Source organism: Novipirellula aureliae (genome assembly GCF_007860185.1).
Lineage (GTDB): Bacteria > Planctomycetota > Planctomycetia > Pirellulales > Pirellulaceae > Novipirellula_A > Novipirellula_A aureliae.
Map to the genome: position 1 here is coordinate 641,742 of NZ_SJPY01000002.1, position 17,182 is coordinate 658,923.

At 54.3% G+C, this 17,182-nt stretch carries 16 protein-coding genes; 11 read left to right on the plus strand and 5 right to left on the minus strand.

The window, feature by feature from the left end; translation table 11 throughout:
• Nucleotides 1-69 precede the first annotated feature (69 nt).
• Nucleotides 70-1,329 carry an esterase-like activity of phytase family protein gene (locus Q31b_RS08210; protein WP_146599181.1) on the minus strand — a complete coding sequence of 420 codons (1,260 nt, stop codon included), beginning with the start codon at nucleotides 1,327-1,329 and terminating at the stop codon, nucleotides 70-72.
• A 377-nt stretch (nucleotides 1,330-1,706) separates the two neighbouring features.
• On the opposite strand from Q31b_RS08210, the gene Q31b_RS08215 reads away from it, so the two are divergent.
• The 6 genes from Q31b_RS08215 (at nucleotide 1,707) to Q31b_RS08235 (ending at nucleotide 6,286) form a co-directional block, all read left to right on the plus strand.
• Nucleotides 1,707-1,955, plus strand: coding sequence for a hypothetical protein (locus Q31b_RS08215; protein ID WP_146599182.1), 249 nt, complete (start codon nucleotides 1,707-1,709; stop codon nucleotides 1,953-1,955).
• Nucleotides 1,956-2,417: 462 nt separating this feature from the next.
• A complete protein-coding gene (locus Q31b_RS28045) occupies nucleotides 2,418-2,594 on the plus strand; it encodes a hypothetical protein (protein ID WP_197171159.1) in 177 nt (58 codons plus the stop codon).
• A gap of 55 nt (nucleotides 2,595-2,649) precedes the next feature.
• Entirely contained in the window at nucleotides 2,650-2,985 is a 336-nt protein-coding gene (locus Q31b_RS08220; protein ID WP_197171161.1) for a DUF3302 domain-containing protein, read from the plus strand.
• Nucleotides 2,982-4,103 (plus strand): HlyD family secretion protein, encoded by a 1,122-nt coding sequence (locus Q31b_RS08225; RefSeq protein ID WP_146599183.1) that lies wholly within the window; start codon nucleotides 2,982-2,984, stop codon nucleotides 4,101-4,103. Before Q31b_RS08220 ends, Q31b_RS08225 begins: the two co-directional genes overlap by 4 nt.
• Nucleotides 4,104-4,131: 28 nt before the next feature.
• Nucleotides 4,132-5,256 (plus strand): HlyD family secretion protein, encoded by a 1,125-nt coding sequence (locus Q31b_RS08230; protein ID WP_146599184.1) that lies wholly within the window; start codon nucleotides 4,132-4,134, stop codon nucleotides 5,254-5,256.
• Between the two features lie 61 nt (nucleotides 5,257-5,317).
• On the plus strand, nucleotides 5,318-6,286 hold the full coding sequence (locus Q31b_RS08235; protein WP_146599185.1) for a hypothetical protein: 969 nt from the start codon (nucleotides 5,318-5,320) through the stop codon (nucleotides 6,284-6,286).
• A 42-nt stretch (nucleotides 6,287-6,328) separates the two neighbouring features.
• Here Q31b_RS08235 and Q31b_RS08240 read toward each other — a convergent pair whose 3' ends face one another.
• The 3 genes from Q31b_RS08240 to Q31b_RS08250 form a co-directional block, all read right to left on the minus strand.
• Nucleotides 6,329-6,760: a hypothetical protein gene (locus Q31b_RS08240; RefSeq protein WP_146599186.1), complete on the minus strand. Its 432-nt coding sequence runs from the start codon at nucleotides 6,758-6,760 to the stop codon at nucleotides 6,329-6,331.
• Nucleotides 6,761-6,958: 198 nt separating this feature from the next.
• Nucleotides 6,959-8,647 carry an efflux transporter outer membrane subunit gene (locus Q31b_RS08245; RefSeq protein ID WP_231617394.1) on the minus strand — a complete coding sequence of 563 codons (1,689 nt, stop codon included), beginning with the start codon at nucleotides 8,645-8,647 and terminating at the stop codon, nucleotides 6,959-6,961.
• Between the two features lie 87 nt (nucleotides 8,648-8,734).
• Nucleotides 8,735-9,985: a carbohydrate porin gene (locus Q31b_RS08250; protein ID WP_197171166.1), complete on the minus strand. Its 1,251-nt coding sequence runs from the start codon at nucleotides 9,983-9,985 to the stop codon at nucleotides 8,735-8,737.
• Between the two features lie 571 nt (nucleotides 9,986-10,556).
• On the opposite strand from Q31b_RS08250, the gene Q31b_RS08255 reads away from it, so the two are divergent.
• The 3 genes from Q31b_RS08255 to cls all read left to right on the plus strand — a co-directional run bounded on the left by Q31b_RS08255 (nucleotide 10,557) and on the right by cls (nucleotide 13,891).
• Nucleotides 10,557-11,174, plus strand: coding sequence for a MarC family protein (locus tag Q31b_RS08255; protein WP_197171168.1), 618 nt, complete (start codon nucleotides 10,557-10,559; stop codon nucleotides 11,172-11,174).
• 462 nt (nucleotides 11,175-11,636) lie between these two features.
• Entirely contained in the window at nucleotides 11,637-12,257 is a 621-nt protein-coding gene (locus tag Q31b_RS08260) for an HdeD family acid-resistance protein (protein ID WP_146599190.1), read from the plus strand.
• Nucleotides 12,258-12,436: 179 nt separating this feature from the next.
• Entirely contained in the window at nucleotides 12,437-13,891 is a 1,455-nt protein-coding gene (gene cls / locus Q31b_RS08265) for a cardiolipin synthase (protein ID WP_146599191.1), read from the plus strand.
• Between the two features lie 99 nt (nucleotides 13,892-13,990).
• Here the strand turns inward: cls and Q31b_RS08270 are convergent, their stop codons facing one another.
• Complete coding sequence (locus Q31b_RS08270; protein ID WP_146599192.1) at nucleotides 13,991-14,617, minus strand: RNA polymerase sigma factor; 627 nt, start codon at nucleotides 14,615-14,617, stop codon at nucleotides 13,991-13,993.
• Between the two features lie 168 nt (nucleotides 14,618-14,785).
• Between Q31b_RS08270 and Q31b_RS08275 the strand changes: the two genes are divergently transcribed.
• The gene (locus Q31b_RS08275) at nucleotides 14,786-15,361 is read left to right on the plus strand and encodes an ECF-type sigma factor (protein ID WP_146599193.1); all 576 of its coding nucleotides are present in this window, start codon (nucleotides 14,786-14,788) and stop codon (nucleotides 15,359-15,361) included.
• Nucleotides 15,358-17,091 carry a serine/threonine-protein kinase gene (locus tag Q31b_RS08280; protein WP_146599194.1) on the plus strand — a complete coding sequence of 578 codons (1,734 nt, stop codon included), beginning with the start codon at nucleotides 15,358-15,360 and terminating at the stop codon, nucleotides 17,089-17,091. Before Q31b_RS08275 ends, Q31b_RS08280 begins: the two co-directional genes overlap by 4 nt.
• Nucleotides 17,092-17,182 lie beyond the last annotated feature (91 nt).

The window sequence follows — 17,182 nt, forward strand, 5'->3', positions numbered from 1 at the left end:
GGGGGCGGGTTTTAGGGCGTGGGGTTCTAGGGCGTGTGCTTTTCGGGCGTGTGGCTCCAGGACACGTCGCTACAGGTCAACGGCAAAGCAATAGAGTTCACTCGCGAGACTTGGATCGAAATCGTTGTCACAGCAAACCCAAAGCGTGCGTCGCCCGTCAGCAAGTGGTTTCCCCCAGCACATGCCTTCGGGTTTTTCGGTAGCCAAATCGCCGCCAAGACCAAATTCGGGATCGAGCAGATCGATAAACAACTGCTTCGCCACCGGGATCGTGCCCTCCGGAAGTTCACCTGCCTTCATTGACTCGACAGCCGAAAGATCCGTGGCATTTGAGATATCGACCAAGAAAATATTTTTATGCTTCGCTAGTTTCCCGCTGTGATAGTCACGCTCGAGCACCAAAAATCGCGATTCATCCACCGCCAAAATCTCACTCACTCCCAACGAAGGTTCCTCGAGTGGATAATCAATCTCAAAGGTATTTTTGACGACGGGATTGGAAGCGGACAGATCACTCGAATCCATCACAAGCCACCGGCAATGCGTTCCAAAACACATGCCATTTTCGATCGTTCCGTCCTGCACAAGCGAGCTTTGGGGAACCGCGACGACCCGGTTTCCACTAGGCGTCAAGGCAACACCTTCCAATCCTCGATTCGAAGCAATTCCAGTATGGGAACGTCCACTTTCGGGTAGCATGTAGCGAAACCGCTGGGGTAGTTGAATTTCCGATTCGATGCGTCCTGAGCGGTTTGCGATTACCAAATGGGGACCATACTCATCACTCACAAGCAGCGATCCGTCGGCTAGAAAACGAAGACCTTCGGGATCCATTGCGGTCCATTTTTCGCGTCCGTCTTTACTGCGTAGATCTTTCTGGTGAGCGGTTAAAGAGCCGACAACCGATTCGCCCGCAAGATTCGAAAACATCGTTGTCGAAACGAGATTGAACGTGATCTTTTTGGTTGAGGAGTCGACGGTGAGATCCACCTCGTGAAACCGGCAGGGGTAGGAGACTTTCCCATCACCTGCCCCCCGATCCGCTAGAAGCAGGAATCGGTCGCCCGTGCCTGTGTACTCCATCGCCGACAGGCCCCCAAGAAAATCGGCATAGGAGCCATCTTCAAGCTTTTCATCCAAGCCACTGGCATCGCGAATATGACCGTCCAGGCGCAGGACACCAATGAGTTCAATTGGTTGAGAGGACGCTTTTGAAGCTGTTTTCGCGGCAACCAAGCGATTCTCTGCCGCCAATGCAGGCCTGGCAAACGGCACGACCAACAACATGAAAACCCATACGGAGTTCATCCAAACTGACTTCATCGTCATCGACTGTTTCCTATTCAACTTTTATCTGGCATCGCTGACCAAAATACGTTCTTAGTCGCGCGGCGGAATTCTAGAAAGACAGAGCTCGATTTCGATTGAGATCTCATGAAGAAACAATGAAGTTTTCTTGAACGACGTCCCGGGACCATTCCATTTGCTCCATTTGCCTGTTGCATTTTTGCAATCTAGCCGTAGGCGTGGTGAAATCCCAAAACGGCGAAATTGTCAATAAACCAAGAAAAGCAAGAAAAGCGATCGAAGCGATTTGGAATTGGCTTATGCGGAACCTTCGCTCGTAAGCGTACCGCGACGGCTCGGCAAATCAGACAGATGCCCGAAGAATCCAATCCTAATCGCGGATCGGACGGGAATGCGTGATGATGGAGGTCAATGAAAAACAAATCCCTGACTTGTTTAGCGAATTGCGTCGCGACCCCGAATGGTCCCTACCGACCCGGTTACAGATCGCGGCTTGGCCCGTCATCGCAGCCGCCGTACGGCTGATCATGAGCTACGGCCTATTGGTTTATCAACGCAATGAGATTTCTCAGATGCAAACCGTTGATAGGAAAACGCAAGCCACCGTTGTTGCGACGAACATTCGCGTAAGTCAGCTTGATTGGTAGAAATGGTTTGCGAACACGCTCGGGAGCCCCCTTGGTCGGAAGTGACTCCAATCTCTGCAATGGTTAAGGGTGGATGGAAACCGGAGCAGGCTTGTGCCGATCCGACGGTGTCAAGTTCGCCAACCTTGACCAAGACGGTGAACTCTGGTTCGGAACGTTTGGCGGTTTGTGCCGGATGAGAGACAGCAATTCACTCGATGGCGAGAAGACCTACCGAATCCACCTTCCAGCTAACCTTCGAGCTAACCTTCGAGCCAAACGATTTTGGGACAGAACGATTTCCGATAACCAGACATGTTCGACGTAGCAAAATTGGACTGATTTTCTTTGGGGGCAAGCGTGCAACCGCAACTCAGATAACAATCCTTGCCCTCTGGTTTTATCAGTCCGCTTTTCCCTGGCTTCCTAGCCGGTTAAGATTGGCTACATCGGAAGGATCGCGCCGATGTTTGTTGGCGGGCGGTGACAGGTACTCCAGACCGAATCGTCGTCGGTGGCCGAATTGTCGTCGGATTTGTGACGATAGCAGAGAAGACGCGGATGTGGCATCCGACGGCAACATCGACAGCATCCTGGGGTGGAATGCTCCGACCACTTAAAGAAGTGGCAACCTTGGCAATACAAAACAGTGGCTTATGAAACATGAAGCTACAGAACGCTCTCCGGCTAGGATTCAACATCAAAGGTAGTCATCGTGCTCGATAAACTCGCACTCTTCATCATTTTCGCTCTGCTGGTCATGATTGCAGCGGCGATCGTGATCATCGGATCCATTCCGGGAAAGATCGCTCGCAAACGCAACCATCCTTGGCCCGATGCGGTCAACGTGGCCAGTTGGATTGGGTTGGCCACCGGTGTCCTTTGGCCGTTGGCTTTCATTTGGGCATACTTGCCGGTACCGGCAAAATCAGGAAGCGGCTCAGCCGACGCGGGTAGGGACGAAGATTACGCGAACCTGAAGCATCGGATTGCCGAGTTGGAAGCCGCGACGAAAGAACTGCAGTCGCGGCCGCCGGAGGGCTCCGTATGATCACGGTCATGCTAATAGGCTACATCGCATGCGTGATCGTTGCCTTCAAGGTCATCAAGATCAAAGTTTCCACCACGTCGATCGCGACATCTGCCTTTGTGGGTGTCATTATTTTTGCTGGCATTATCATTGTCTGGCAACAGGCAGCCCCGATATCGGAGCAGATGATTCTGCAGCGGCGCGTCTTGCAGGTCATGCCGGATGTTCGCGAGTTCGTTTCCAAGGTCCATGTTGAGGGAAATCAATTGGTCCACAAGGGCGACCCGATTTTCGACGTCATTCCGGACCGATTCCAAGATGCTGTTGTTGAATCCGCGGGGCAGCTTGCCGCCGCCAAAGCCACCGTGTCACAAATGGAGTCCGCGGTGACGGCCGCAGAGGCAGCCGTCAAAGGGTCGTCCGCCGACACGGCCGCTGCCAAGGCACAGCTCGATACAGCACTGGCGTTACAAGCAAGCGAAGCCGGCGCGATCGCGAAACTGAAGATCGCCGAAGCACAGCAGTCGTATGTCGCGGCCCAGGCCAGTTACCAAGTCGTCGCCGCGCAACTCAAGAAAACGAAGTTCTCGCTCGCCTCAGCGAAGCAAGCAGTGGATGCCGCACAAGCGGGACTGGACATCGCCAACTTCAATCTCGAAAACTGCCAATACACCTCACCGATTGATGGCAGGATCATGAACTTGCAAATCCGTGAAGGAACTCCTGCGGCACGTTGGCGTTTTGCATCGATCGGCACGATCGAGGACATGTCCGATTCCTACATTCTGGCGATCTACCCACAGAACCTCTTGAGCAAAGTCAAGGTGGGTGACGACGTGGAGATCGCGTTCAAGCGGCTCCGTGGCCAACTTGCGACAGGCAAAGTCGAAGCGGTCTTAAAATACACAGGCGAAGGCGAATTGATGCCAAGTGGCGATCTTCCCGTTGCCGCGACGATCGGATCAAAGGGAAAACTGGCCGTCAAGATTCGGCTTGATGACGAAGAATTGGCGAAGAAGTTGCCCTTAGGGGCGGCGGGTGCTACGGCGATTTATACCGACTTTGGCGGGGCGTTTCACATCATCACCAAGATCACCGTTCGCGTCAAAGGTTGGATCTACTTCATCTTGCCGGGTTAGAACGCACACATAAAGAAAGAGTTCAATAATGGTCACGATCATCACGATTGGCTACATTTGTTTGGTTATCATCGTATTCAAGGTCCTGAGGGTCAAAGTGACTCCCACGACGGTGGCCACGGCGGTCCTGACCGGTGTGGTCGTGCTCGGTGCGGTCATCATGGGGTGGCAATTTTCGGCTCCGATGACCAGTCAAATGACCGTCAACCGCAACGTGATCCCACTACTAAGTGAACAGGATTCCAAAGAGGTTATCACGAAGATTCACGTCAAGTCGGACCAGCTGGTCACGAAAGGGACCATCCTGTGGGAGACGGACAAACGGCCCAACCAATATGCGTTGAACCAGGCCGCTGCCCAGTTGGCCGTTGCGGAAGCGAACGAATCGGAGCTAGAGGCGGCAGTGGAAGTTGCGGCGGCAACCGTGCAGAAGGCCAAAGCCAACCAGGACTATCAGAAAGCGACTCTGGACACGGCGATCGAGATTCAGAAATTGGACCCTCAGGCCGTCGCCGCATTGAAAGTCGAAGTCCAACAAGAGATTTACTTGTCGGCACGAGCTGCGGTCGACCAAGCAATCGCGGGGCTGCAGGAAGCGAAATCCGCCCTGCAAAGTGCCCAGGAAGGAATCAAATCACTCAAGGCCCAGGTCGCGATTGCTGAGCTGAACTTGCAGCAAAACGATGTCATCGCACCCGCGGACGGCTATGTGATGAACATGCAAATCGTCGAAGGCACCGTGACCTCCACGGCGATCTCATCCGCACAAGGCATTTTCGTGGACATGTCGGAGACCCAAGTCGTCGCTGTCTTTCCCCAAAATCTGCTGGCAAACGTTGAACCAGGGAACCTCGTCGAGATCGCATTTAAGAGTCGGCCAGGTCAGATTGCGACCGGCAAGGTCATTGCCGTTCTGGAGTTTTCCGGCGAAGGGCAGTTCGTCACCACACCTGTCCTTCCGATCGCAGCCGATGTGGGATCGAAAGGGATGTTGGCGGCCAAGATTTCGCTGGACGATAAAGTGGCCGCCAAAGAATTAGCCCTAGGAGGCGCCGGTAGCACGGCGATCTACACAAACACCGGACAAGCATTTCAAATCATCACGAAGATCGCAGTTCGGCTGAAAGCATGGATGAATTACCTTCCCGTTTGAAAGTTCCGAATCTCGGCATCCGTCTGATGTTGCACTTCGTTATTTAATGTGAGCCTTTGAGATGCGTCAACGAAACACGATATCCGTAGTCATCCTGAGCGTGCCGCTGTTCTACTTCTGCGGTCCGACCTTCGCGCAGTTTCCTGGGTCGCCGAACGTTGGTGGCCCAGATTCGGCTCGCAGCCTTTCGAGTCCGCGCAGCGACCTGGGGTTTCGCAGCGACCCGGTTGCCAATCCCTCACCCTCGTTGACGCCCAACGAAGTTCTCCATCCGCGTGGTTCACTCGACTCCGGCCAAGTGCTAAACCCGAAACCATCGCTCAACCGACCTCGCACGGGAGGCGATCATCCACAGGCGAATCGCGACAGTAAGACGGCAGCCGTCCGAGTTCAAACCGCACGACCGATCATCGACGAAAACACGACCGGTGACGATGCGGGTCCTTCTGCAACCCAAGCGACAACATCCAACTTGCCCGCCGGCGAACAGATTCTCATTGCAGTGGTGGCATTGGACGAGCAGCTTGCGATCGTTGCACCGAATCAAGCATGGTCAAAGCGTCTGTCGCTCGATACGTTGCGAACCATTCCCGTACTGAGTGATCAGCCGGCAAATGACGAGCAAAGAGCGGGGCTGGAGAAAATTCTAAAGACCTACCTGGCGGTTGAAAAAGAGGAGCAGTCCACCAGCGTCAACAGGCTTCCGGAATTCAAGCGAACCCTCAAAACGCTTCAACAATACCTTTCACCTTTGGATGTTCGTCGGCGTAAGAAGGCATTGGCGGCATTTGGGCAGATAGCTAGCGACCTGGCTTGGTATAAGAACGGCGCAGATTGGGCTGAATACTTGGTCCCACCAGAGTTGGTAGCCGGCGATGGCAAAAGCCCGCCGTCGAAAGAATTGCTGGAAAAGCAACTCAAACGCTACGCCAAGGTTTCTGGCGACCCGGCCTACAAAAAAGTCTATTCGCTTCCTGGTTTTGTGCCGGCCTACCAAGCCGTTAAGTCCTTGGCATCGAACGGAAAATAAGTTGTGGCAGGGGCTTCCAGCCACGGTACCGTTCGCGTGGTCTTAGCGTTTCGAAAACTCAAACGGCAACTTTGCCACAAACACGGTCGGCGTTTCTGCGGTCTTGTCACCTGCTTCGGCTTTGGCTCGCTGGGGCTTGGCCACGATTGATACTGGTGACACGATTCGTGCTGATGACACGACCGGTGACAAGCGGCCGGTGTCCTCAAGCAACAGCCCGTCGCAGGAGATCTCGCCGCGTCCGCTGCAATTGCTCCCTAAGCCATCCCCCAGTAGATCGCAACGCGGCGAATCGCAAACTTTCGGCAGGCACTTCTGTTCGTAGTCATCGGGACCGAAGCAGAGCGGAACGCGGACGCATGGTTCCGTCTTGGGACAATAGTCGTCGCGTTGCAGGCAGAGCGGAACGCGAACGCAGGGCTCCGTCTTGGCACAATAGTCGTCCGGGCACCATTTGCCGATGCAATCGGGCACGGGACATCCAAACAGCTTGCGACGTGGTTCGGCGGTAGATGCCGTTGTCGTCCAACAACAGACGAAACTGGCCAGGATGAAACTTATTTTTGGTATCGTATGGATCATTTCATTTTTCACGTTGGTAGCGTTTGTGGCTTGCTGCCGCCGTTCGGGCAGATCACTGGGGCTGGGGCACCTCAAGTTCCGATGCGTGGGTTAACCTTTCAGCAATTCCAATTCATCGTCGGTCGGTACGGGTGGCAGCATACGATCCTCATCGTCATCTGCTGAATCCTTCCCGTCGCTTTTACCAGCATCCTCGTCGGTTTCCGCTGGTTCGTCTTGTTCCAGCGTCACCTCTAGGTCCGAGTTGCCCTCGTCGGTCGTCGTCGGATAGGAATCATCCTTCGAGAACTCCTCAATCATTGCCAACGGACCGCGGCGGATCCCGTATCGAATTTCCCAACCGCCTCCGAGAGCCTTGTAGGTGGCGACCATCGCTTGGGCGGCATCACTTTGGACGCTCGCCAAAGTATTTTGGGCTTGGACGAGGGCGCCTTGCAGGTTGTAGACACGGTTAAAATCGGTTGCGCCGCTGCGGTACTGCGCGAGGGCCAAATCAACCGACTTTTGCGAGGCAGTGACCGCCTGGTTCGCGTATCTCAATCGGTCCAACGATTTCAAAAACTGATTGATTCCATTCTCGACTTCCGAGTTTGCCTGCAGCACGGTTTGCTGGTAGTCAACCGCCAATTGTTGGAAGCTTGCGTTTTGCAAGTTGACATTGTTAACCAGGCGTCCGTAGTTCAGGATGTCCCAGTTAAAGCCGGGTGAGATCCCTCCGCCCACGCTGGATGATTTAAACAGATCTGAAAAATTCTCTGACTCCAGTGCGATCGAACCAACGATCGAAAAGTGGGGAAGAAGGTCAGCGGCAGCGACGCCGATCGCGGCACTTTGAGCGGCGACTTGTCTTTCGGCGGCTCGTACATCAGGCCGACGGCGCAACAGATTAGCAGGCACCCCCACCACAATGTCCGCCGGCGGTGTCGGAATCGGACCCGCTCCCAGTTCGGGTGTCAAATCGCGAGTCGGGATCCCAAGCAATACACAAAGGCGATTGTTGGCACTGCGGACCTGACTCTCGTAGAGAGGAATCGACTGCTGGGTGTTCGACAATACCGTCTGGGCCTGCGTGACATCCAACTCAGTCACCGCGCCGCTCTTGAACCGGACCTCGGCGTAATTCAGTGATTGCTCCTGGATCTTGACATTGTCTTGTGCATATTGCAGTTGCTGTTGAGCCGTCCGCAAATCGATGTAAGTGGCCGCGGTTTCGCTCAGCAACGATAGAAGGACATTGTCGTAGTCTTCAACCGACGCATCCAAGCTGGCATCGGCCGACTCGATATTCCGTCGAAACTTTCCCCAAAAGTCGACTTCCCAAGCGGCCGAAAGTCCTAACGCGCCAGTACCATACCAATGGTTGGGGGGCGAATTGACGATATTCTCGCTGATCCCTACTTGGGTGAAGCTACCGCTTGCTTCTTGCTGCTGGGGAAACAAACCACCGATTGCAATCGCACGAAGGTAGCGAGCCTGCAAGACGCGAAGACCAGCGGATTTGACCGACAGATTCTGCTGATAGGTCTGCTCCATCAGCCCGTCAAGAATCGGGTCATTGAAAGAGGCCCACCAGTCGGCATAGTTGGGCAGTTCGGCGCGGACGCGTTGATCGTACTCGTCGATCCAAGTATCGGCAATCGGCGCCGCTGGCTTGCAATACTCGGGGCCAACCTTGTATCCATTGTCAACGTAATTACGCAAGCTGCCGGTGTGGGCGCAACCTGTGAACATCGTGGCAAAACCGATGAGAGCGATCCTCAACGATTTGCGAGCCGTCATCCTGCGGCGCCTCGCGCAGCCTGGTCGAGCAGGCCTCTTTTCTTTGAACCGTAGCATTTCCGGAAACTCCATTTTCCTGATTCGGTATTAAAAGTCGATGCGTGCTCGCACGCCGGGGACAATTGCGGTGCCGAGCGTCGCTGCATTGGGTTCCACCACTTGCAGGTCGAAGGCGACATGGAAACTTTCATTCATCGCGACATCGTAATACAGCTCGACACCTTGTCCGTCACTCAACAAGTTTGCGATGACAGGGCCGAACTCGTCGCTGATTCCGGTGTAGTACCAACCCAATCCAAACGTATCGTCCCCGCGGCCAGGCAGTTGGCTATGGCCACCAACACCGGCGCTCGCGAACCATGCGATGGGGTTCGGATTGCCATCGGAAATCCCAGCTCGACCAAACATCCCCCAGCCTCGTGAGCTGTCGCATGGATCTTGCCATAGAAACTGATCGGCGTTCCAAAACAACGACCACGAACCTTGCTTGGCAGCGATCGGGACATCGGGAATTGTGATCCGGCCATCTTGTTCGAGGTTGTCGTAGGTGGCGCTGCTCCAGCTTCCGCCAAACCGTTGATGGCCTGGGAGCCCAAAGAGATTTGTCGGCAGAGCCAACTCACTGACAATCACAGCGCCTTGAGCAAAGAGTTCGCTGATGCCAACCGTCGTCCCGGTGTCTTCGGTGTTGAGCACCATCAGTGTGAACGCTCGCTCGCCGTCGCGCATCAAATTGAATCCCGCTCCAAGTGTTGAGAAAGGAATGGTCCTTGTCATGGCCGGGTTGTAGTTCAACGCACTACTGAAAAACTTCTCAGAACCGTTGCCATCTGCGAACCGATTCGTGTCGAATTCGAGCGTATCCAGTTTTCCGAAAAACAGTTCGAGTTGGTCGGAGACCTCGTAGTTGAACAGCACTTGCGTCAACGCGAGATCGTACTTGTCGGCATCGGGAAGATTGGGAAGCAGGGCGACGGGAACGATGGAGCCTGTTGCGGGATTGACCGTCTGGGCGAAGCGATGCTCGGCCCCGAGTTCGATCGTAAATCCCTCGACATCACAGAGTTTTCCAAAGTCGATGCCGATGTCATAGTCGCCGTGCCCACCATAACGAAACTTCCGCTCCAGCCCACCGCTGGAAACTCCCTGATAGAGCTGGCCAATGGAACCCTCGAAGGTGATTCCATATTCTTCCAGCGACGACTTCGCGTGCTGTCCATCTTGATCGTAACGATCACAGGCATCGTCGCACTGTGCTTGCAGCGGGTGAGACAACGTCAGGCAACTCACCGCAGAAAGCAAAAGGACCACGGTGATTCGGATGATGGAAACATTCACGGAGACTCCTTTCATTGATTTGTCCGTTCTGACGTGACTGTAGCTCCCAGCCGCAGTCCTGATCAGATCACTAATGCTGGAAGCCCCGGTCACGCGTTAGAATCCATCTTGAAAAGTCGCAACGAAGTCCGTTGTCGAAGCATCCTATCTCCCGCGCGATCATTCGGCCACAGCCAACCGCCCCGCAACACCAAACTCGCAACGACCGCCTCGTCGCTATCCGATTCCTTCGTCGCAGAACATCAATGGGGTTGAGTTTGACAACTCCGGCGGCACGAAATGATATTCCCTTGGTGTGGGTGGTAACGATTGTATGGCGCTGGAAAGCGAACGACAGAGGACGACGCGTACTTCGAACCGTCGGTCAGGGGCATGTCTGATTGTGTCGTGAAGATCAAAATGCGGTTCTGCATGCATGACTTTGATGGTTGGGACTTCGGCGCACTCGGGAAGGACACGAAGTTCGCAGCGACGTATTGTCGTGATCTTGACAAGCAGGCCAAGGTTGGCGAGAACACTTTGGAAAATCGATGGTTCAGGCTTGAAGGAACCCAACACAACCGAAGTGACCATGCAAAACTACATCCAAGCAACGGTAACCGTTCTATCACTCGTCAATCCAGCCATATGCGCCGCGATTTTCAGCAAGATCACCAGCGGTGAATCGGGCCGGGCTCGGATGGTCTCTGCGACCAAGGCCGCCTTGGTGATCGTCGTCATTCTATCGCTCGCCGCACTGGGCGGGGCGCAGTTACTCAAGGCGTTCGGCATTTCGCTTTCCGCATTCAAGGCCGCGGGGGGGATGGTGCTAGTGTGGATGGGTTTCATCATGCTGCGCGGCGACTCGTCGCCGACATCGTCGTCGGACACTGCGGACGAACCGAACTCGGAACCCGAAAGCCCCTCGCTTTCACCACTCATCCTGTTTGCAGCCAGTCCCGGAACGATCACCGGCGTGATCACGCTTTCGGTCACGCATGCGAAAGACGGTATTCCGGTCACAGCGCTCGTAGCGATTATTGCAGGTTTGCTAGTGACATGGCTGGCGATGATTCTGGCTGGACGAACTGGCGGCAATCAAAAGCCGAGCTTGTTTCACGACGTGGCCAGTCGCTTCATGGGCTTGATCGTCTTAGCCATGGGGGTGCAATTTGCACTCAGCGGGGTATCGGAATTCCTTCAACATTAGAAAAGAAGGCTCTTGATAAGAAGTTGTGAATGAAAACGGGTCGGCACGGGTGGGTCGGCTTGACGCATAGCACGGCCTGCTGGCTAATCGCGACGGTGGTGCTGAATGGATTAGTTGCATCGTCGCGACTAAGGCTGCCGCCCACGACGTAAATTGGGCAATCCGGTTGTTCGATACCGGAATCAGCCAGATTTCATTTCAAATTGGTGTATTCTATCCGACGTTGACCTCGATCACTCGTTTTTTCTCTTTTCGAGGGATGCTCAGGTTTCGATGGACTATACCCTCTGGGGATCGCAACTAGAATCGAAGCCGACGCTGTCATGACAGATTTTCGACCTTCCGCCGGCATCGGCTTCATGGCATCGACATTGCAAAAGAACTCAACAACCGATGCGGTATGACTTGTACTCATCACGGAACCACAATTTACAAAAACCTAGAAGAACGAGGAGCGACATCATGACGACTGAATTGACGAATTCTCAAGCTGAGATTGTTGAAGTTCGCAAACACGAATTGGCTCATTTAGCAAGAGAATGGTGGTGTTTTCTTCTAACCGGCATCTTCCTCGTTATCGGCGGCATTGCCTCGATCGCGTTTCCCTGGTTCACCTCAATCGGCGTGGTGATGTTTTTGGGCGTGATCTTGGTCATTAGTGGCATTGCTACGGTTATCACTGCGTTCTGGGTTGGAAAATGGGGGGCCTTCATGATGCAGATCTTGATCGGGCTTTTGTACATGGTGGCGGGATTCGTCATCACGGACGCACCAATCGCATCGCTCGCACTAATGACGCTCATGCTAGCCGGATTCCTCGTCATTGGCGGTGGCTTTCGTATCGTCACGGCACTGGTGGAAAAGTATCCACAGTGGGGCTGGTCCCTGTTTAACGGCGTGGTCACCTTGATGTTGGGGCTGATCATTTTCCGAAGTTTCAGACAGCTCCCCGAAGAGCCATCGGGCGTTCTATGGATCATCGGGTTGATGATCGGGATCGAATTGCTCTTCAACGGTTTGAACTGGATCATGTTGTCCTTGGCGATCAAGAAACTGCCAAACTTGGCCGATACCCAGGCGTGAACGAGCGCATCCGCTCGGTGGGCCGGCGTAACGATGGGGTAGTCCTCGCCTACTTTAGGCAAGCGTTCAATCCCTTGGGAACGGAAGCCTCCAACCGCGGTGCGCGTGCCCCCGGCGACGGAGGGTTCCCCCGGCGACGGAGAGCATGATCTTAAAAATTGCCTAGAGGATTGAACGGAATGAACAATGTCCTGATCACGACCGGTCTGCTGACGATCGCGCACTTCCTGTTGCAAGTCGCATTCGTCGTGCGTGTGATACTGCGGCCGCATCGTCAGCCCGCTTCTCGCATTGCCTGGATCGTCGTTATCATTGCCGCTCCTGTTGTGGGGATGATTGTCTACCTGTTATTGGGCGAGACGAATGTCGGACGATCTCGTGTGGATCGAATGAAAAAGTTGGTAGCCCGCTTATCAAGCATACCGCTGGGGACCGAGGATCCTGACGGCCGAGGGGGCGCCGACGTGCCCCCCCACTACGCCCATCTTTTTCAGGCGGGGAAATCCGTCAACGGATTCAATGTTGTCGGAGGAAACCGAGCGACGTTGATGGAGGACTCCAATTCCACGATCGAATCGTTGATCGCCGACATTGATGCAGCCGCATTGCATGTCCATCTGATGTTCTATATCTGGCTTCCGGACAATAACGGATGCAAGGTTGTCGAAGCGCTCAAGCGGGCAGCCCAGCGCGGAGTCACATGCCGCGCAATGGCCGACGACCTTGGATCACGGACCATGATTGCATCGCAGCATTGGCAAGCCATGAAGTCCGCAGGTGTCCATCTGGCAGCCACACTTCCGCTGGGCAATTTGTTGTTGCGTCCATTGCATGGTCGCATTGATCTGCGAAATCATCGCAAGATCGCGGTCATCGACAACAAGATCACCTATTGCGGCAGCCAAAACTGTGCCGATCCCGAGTTTCTTGTAAAAGCAAAATATGCCCCCTGGGTCGACGTGATGATGCGTTTTGAAGGGCCCATCGTTCAGCAGAACCAAGTGCTGTTCGCCAGCGATTGGATGAGTGAAGTGGATGAGGACTTGAGCGATCTGCTACGTGAACCACAAGACGTGCCGACGACAGGGTTTCCTGCCCAGGTGATCGGGACGGGGCCGACAATACGAACCTCCGCGATGCCAGAAATATTTGAATTGTTGATGTACTCGGCCCGCCGCGAGCTCGTCATCACGACGCCTTACTACATTCCCGACGAGCCAATGCAAACAGCACTTTGCGCCAGCGCGCGGCGTGGCGTCGAAACGTCGATTGTCTTCCCAGCCCGCAACGATTCGTGGATCGTCGGCACGGCGAGTCGTAGCTACTATGAGGACTTGCTTGCGGCGGGGGTGAATGTGTATGAGTTTGAAGGTGGGTTGCTGCACGCCAAAACATTGACCCTTGACAGAGAGGTCACTTTGATTGGATCTGCAAATATGGATCGTCGTAGTTTCGAGCTAAATTACGAGAACAATATCTTGTTCTACGATCCAACCCTGACGACGGAGATGCGACAGCGTCAAGACGATTACATCTCGCAGTCAAGCCTAGTGAGTCTCGAGTCGATTGCGGCGCGGAGCTGGCGTCGTCGATTGATTGACAACACCGTCGCAATGTTGGGGCCCGTGCTCTGATCCCGTATTCGCGGTGGCTGACGCCCAATGTCTAGATTGAATCGCCGCTCAGCGGCTACGTCCACAACATGCTCAGCCTTCGGACTTTCACGAAATCGTCTACCGTGGTTTGCGACTCTTAGCGGTCAGGTTTGATTCACAATCAATCTTCGCCAGTTCGCGTCGTAATTCATTGCGAGCACGTGACAACCGACTGCGAACCGTGCCCATTCCAACGTGTAGCGTGTCGGCAATGGCTTGGTAGTCCAATCCATCGAATTCACGCAGAGTTAGGATTGTACGGTGGTGGGCACTCAATCTAGCCAACGCCTGGTGCACCTGCTCGCGATCCTCGTGTCGCTCGGCAACCGCAGTGGGCGATTCGCGTTGACTCGTCCTCGCCGACTGGTGGGTGTTGATGAATGAATCGAGGGACCTTGTGTTATTCTTCATGCCCACTTTTCCGCGTCGACAATTGAGCGCAATACGATGAATCCATGTGTAGAATCCACTTTCACCTCGAAAGGAGCGTAGGAATCGAAAAGCCTTGAGAAACGTTTCTTGGACGATATCCTCAGCTGTGGCACGGCATCCGACGTTCCGAAGCATCGAATGAATGAGCCGACATTCGTATCGCTGCACGAGTTCACCAAATCCGCTTTCATCGCCGCTTAACGCGATATCAATGAGTTCGCGATCCGAAACCGTCTGTTGCTCCTGAGCAGTAGGATTTAGCATACACTTCATGAGAAGACCTCGGAGGAGTTAAACTGGAACTCGGTAGTAGACGATTGCCGTCGAGAGGATACGCGGCGCCATCCGGTGCTGTCCGCAGTTTTTTTCTAAAATTTCCGAAGGAAAACGAGATTCCAGCTTCATTTCGGTTGAATTCACCAACGATTGCGACGTTTGAACATGCATGCAGATAAGATTGACGTCACGGAAACGCTCGCCCAGGTCGCCGGGGGTGATCACGAAGCGGCGGATCGATTGTTGCCACTGGTGTACGATCAGTTGCACAGGCTCGCGGGCAGCATGCTGAACCATGAATCCGCTGGAAATTCGCTTCAGCCCACGGCATTGGTGCACGAAACCTATCTGCGCATGGCCGATCAAACCCGAGTCGATTGGCACGGAAAGACTCATTTCTTTGCGATCGGTGCCAAGATGATGCGTCGCATCCTGGTCGACCACGCGCGTGGTAAGAAACGACACAAACGTGGTGGAGACATGCCGCGTATCCCGCTCGCCGACGACCTGTGTGTCACCAATCGCAATGATGAAGACGTGTTGGCTATCGAGGAGGCTTTGGAGAAACTGGCAAAGTTGGATCCCCGGCAAGCGAAAATCGTCGAACTGCGTTTCTACGGCGGTTTAGAAGTAGCCGAGGTTGCTGAGGTGCTCGGTGTCTCCAAGCGAACCGTTGAATCCGAGTGGACGATGATCAAAGCTTGGATGCGACGAGAACTCTCTGGGGCTTCCAATTCGTGAGTCCCGAACAATACGCCGCCGCCAAAATCGTTTTTCTCAAAGCGATGGGTCTGCCTGCGGATCAGCGTGATGCGATGTGCAAAGTCGAGGCGGGTAGCGATCCCGACGTATTAAACGAAGTCCGAACGCTGCTCAAGCATCACAACGACGCTTCGCTGCTGAAAACAATGGTACCAACGAGCGTGCCGACACCATTGGTAGACACCGACGAATTGCCACGAACGATGGATAGTGTGGAGCCCCCTGGGTCACCAATTTCCAGGCAAAGCGGCGGTGTTTCTCGAATCGACGTCGTCGATGATCGTTCGGCATCCGACCTTGAAACGAGGATGAACGCGTCGACGCGTCAATTCCTAAGACAACGAATGATGATTGCGGTCACCGTTCTAACACTCGTGTTGATTGCAATCCGTTTCGGAGCCCTAATCTTGGGCGACCCCGCTCGCGATAATGCCGTTCGCTTTGGCTTGGTGTTCATCTTGGTAAGTGTTTTGTTGTTCTTGAAGTTCAAGCAGAACGTATCTTTGCGGACGCTGCGTATTTTGGTAGCCATTGTCATTGCCATGCCCATGCTCGAAGTGATTGAGATTCAGATTCAGGAATGCGAAGACCTCGCATTGGCGGGACGACTTGTCGAGATTCCCGTTCTGATGCTGAGCATTCATCTGGTAACCGCACTGCTGATCAGCCTCTATTCGACCTTTCTGCCTTCCACTTGGAAACGTACGGCAATTGTAACCACCTTGATGGCGCTGACGCCCTCGCTCGTTGCCTGGATCCAAGGCAGCGTTAGTGAGAGTCTTGTCGATGCACGCATGGTCCCCTTTGCGGGTCCGCTGTTGACAACCCTAACGGCGGCCGTCGCCACGGCGGGCGCTCACTTTGTGCATCGCATGCGGTTGGAAGCGGAGGATGCACGCAGCTACGGCCAGTACCGATTGCTCGAAGAGATCGGCCGAGGTGGAATGGGCGTTGTCTACCGGGCCGAGCATCGCATGCTCAAACGCCCGGCCGCGATCAAATTGATTCACTCTGAATCTGCCGCACAGGAGAATGAGATCAAACAGTTCGAGCAGGAGGTGCAAATCTCGGCAACGTTGACACACTGGAACACCGTACAAATCTATGATTACGGAACCACCGAGGCAGGTGACTTTTTCTACGTCATGGAATACCTGGAAGGCGAAACGCTTGCTGAACGACTTCGCCGTGAACGAATTCGCCGTGAACGACCGTTGAATGAATCGGAAATGAAGGCGATCGCATTGCAGTTGTGCGACGGCCTGGCCGAAGCTCACGCCAAAGGGATGATCCACCGAGACCTCAAACCTGCCAATATCTTTCTGGCGAACATCGGCGGACAATCGAATGTCGTCAAGATCGTTGACTTTGGTTTGGCGGTTGTCGTTTCGGACGACATGCGAGTACGAGCAGCCGGAACACCGGGCTACATGTCACCCGAGCAAATCACGGGAGGCACACTGGACGGACGGAGCGACATCTATGCGATCGGATGTGTCATGTATGAATGCCTAACCGGCCAATCGGTCTTCCCATCGAGCCGGTTGCATGAAGTTCTGCAGAGCCATCTGTTCAAAATCCCCGACTTCAACGATCTCGATTCGATTGCCCCTGCTTTCCGACCCGTCGTACAAAAATGTCTCGCCAAACAGCCTGACGATCGCTTCGACAACGTCAGCGAATTGCGACGATGCTTAGCCGATGCCTAGTGCCAGTTGCGTTTCGACGGCAGAATTCAGACATCCGAACAACTTCGGTCCTACCAAGCATTTGTCTTCTCTCCGATTGGAGAGATCGTTT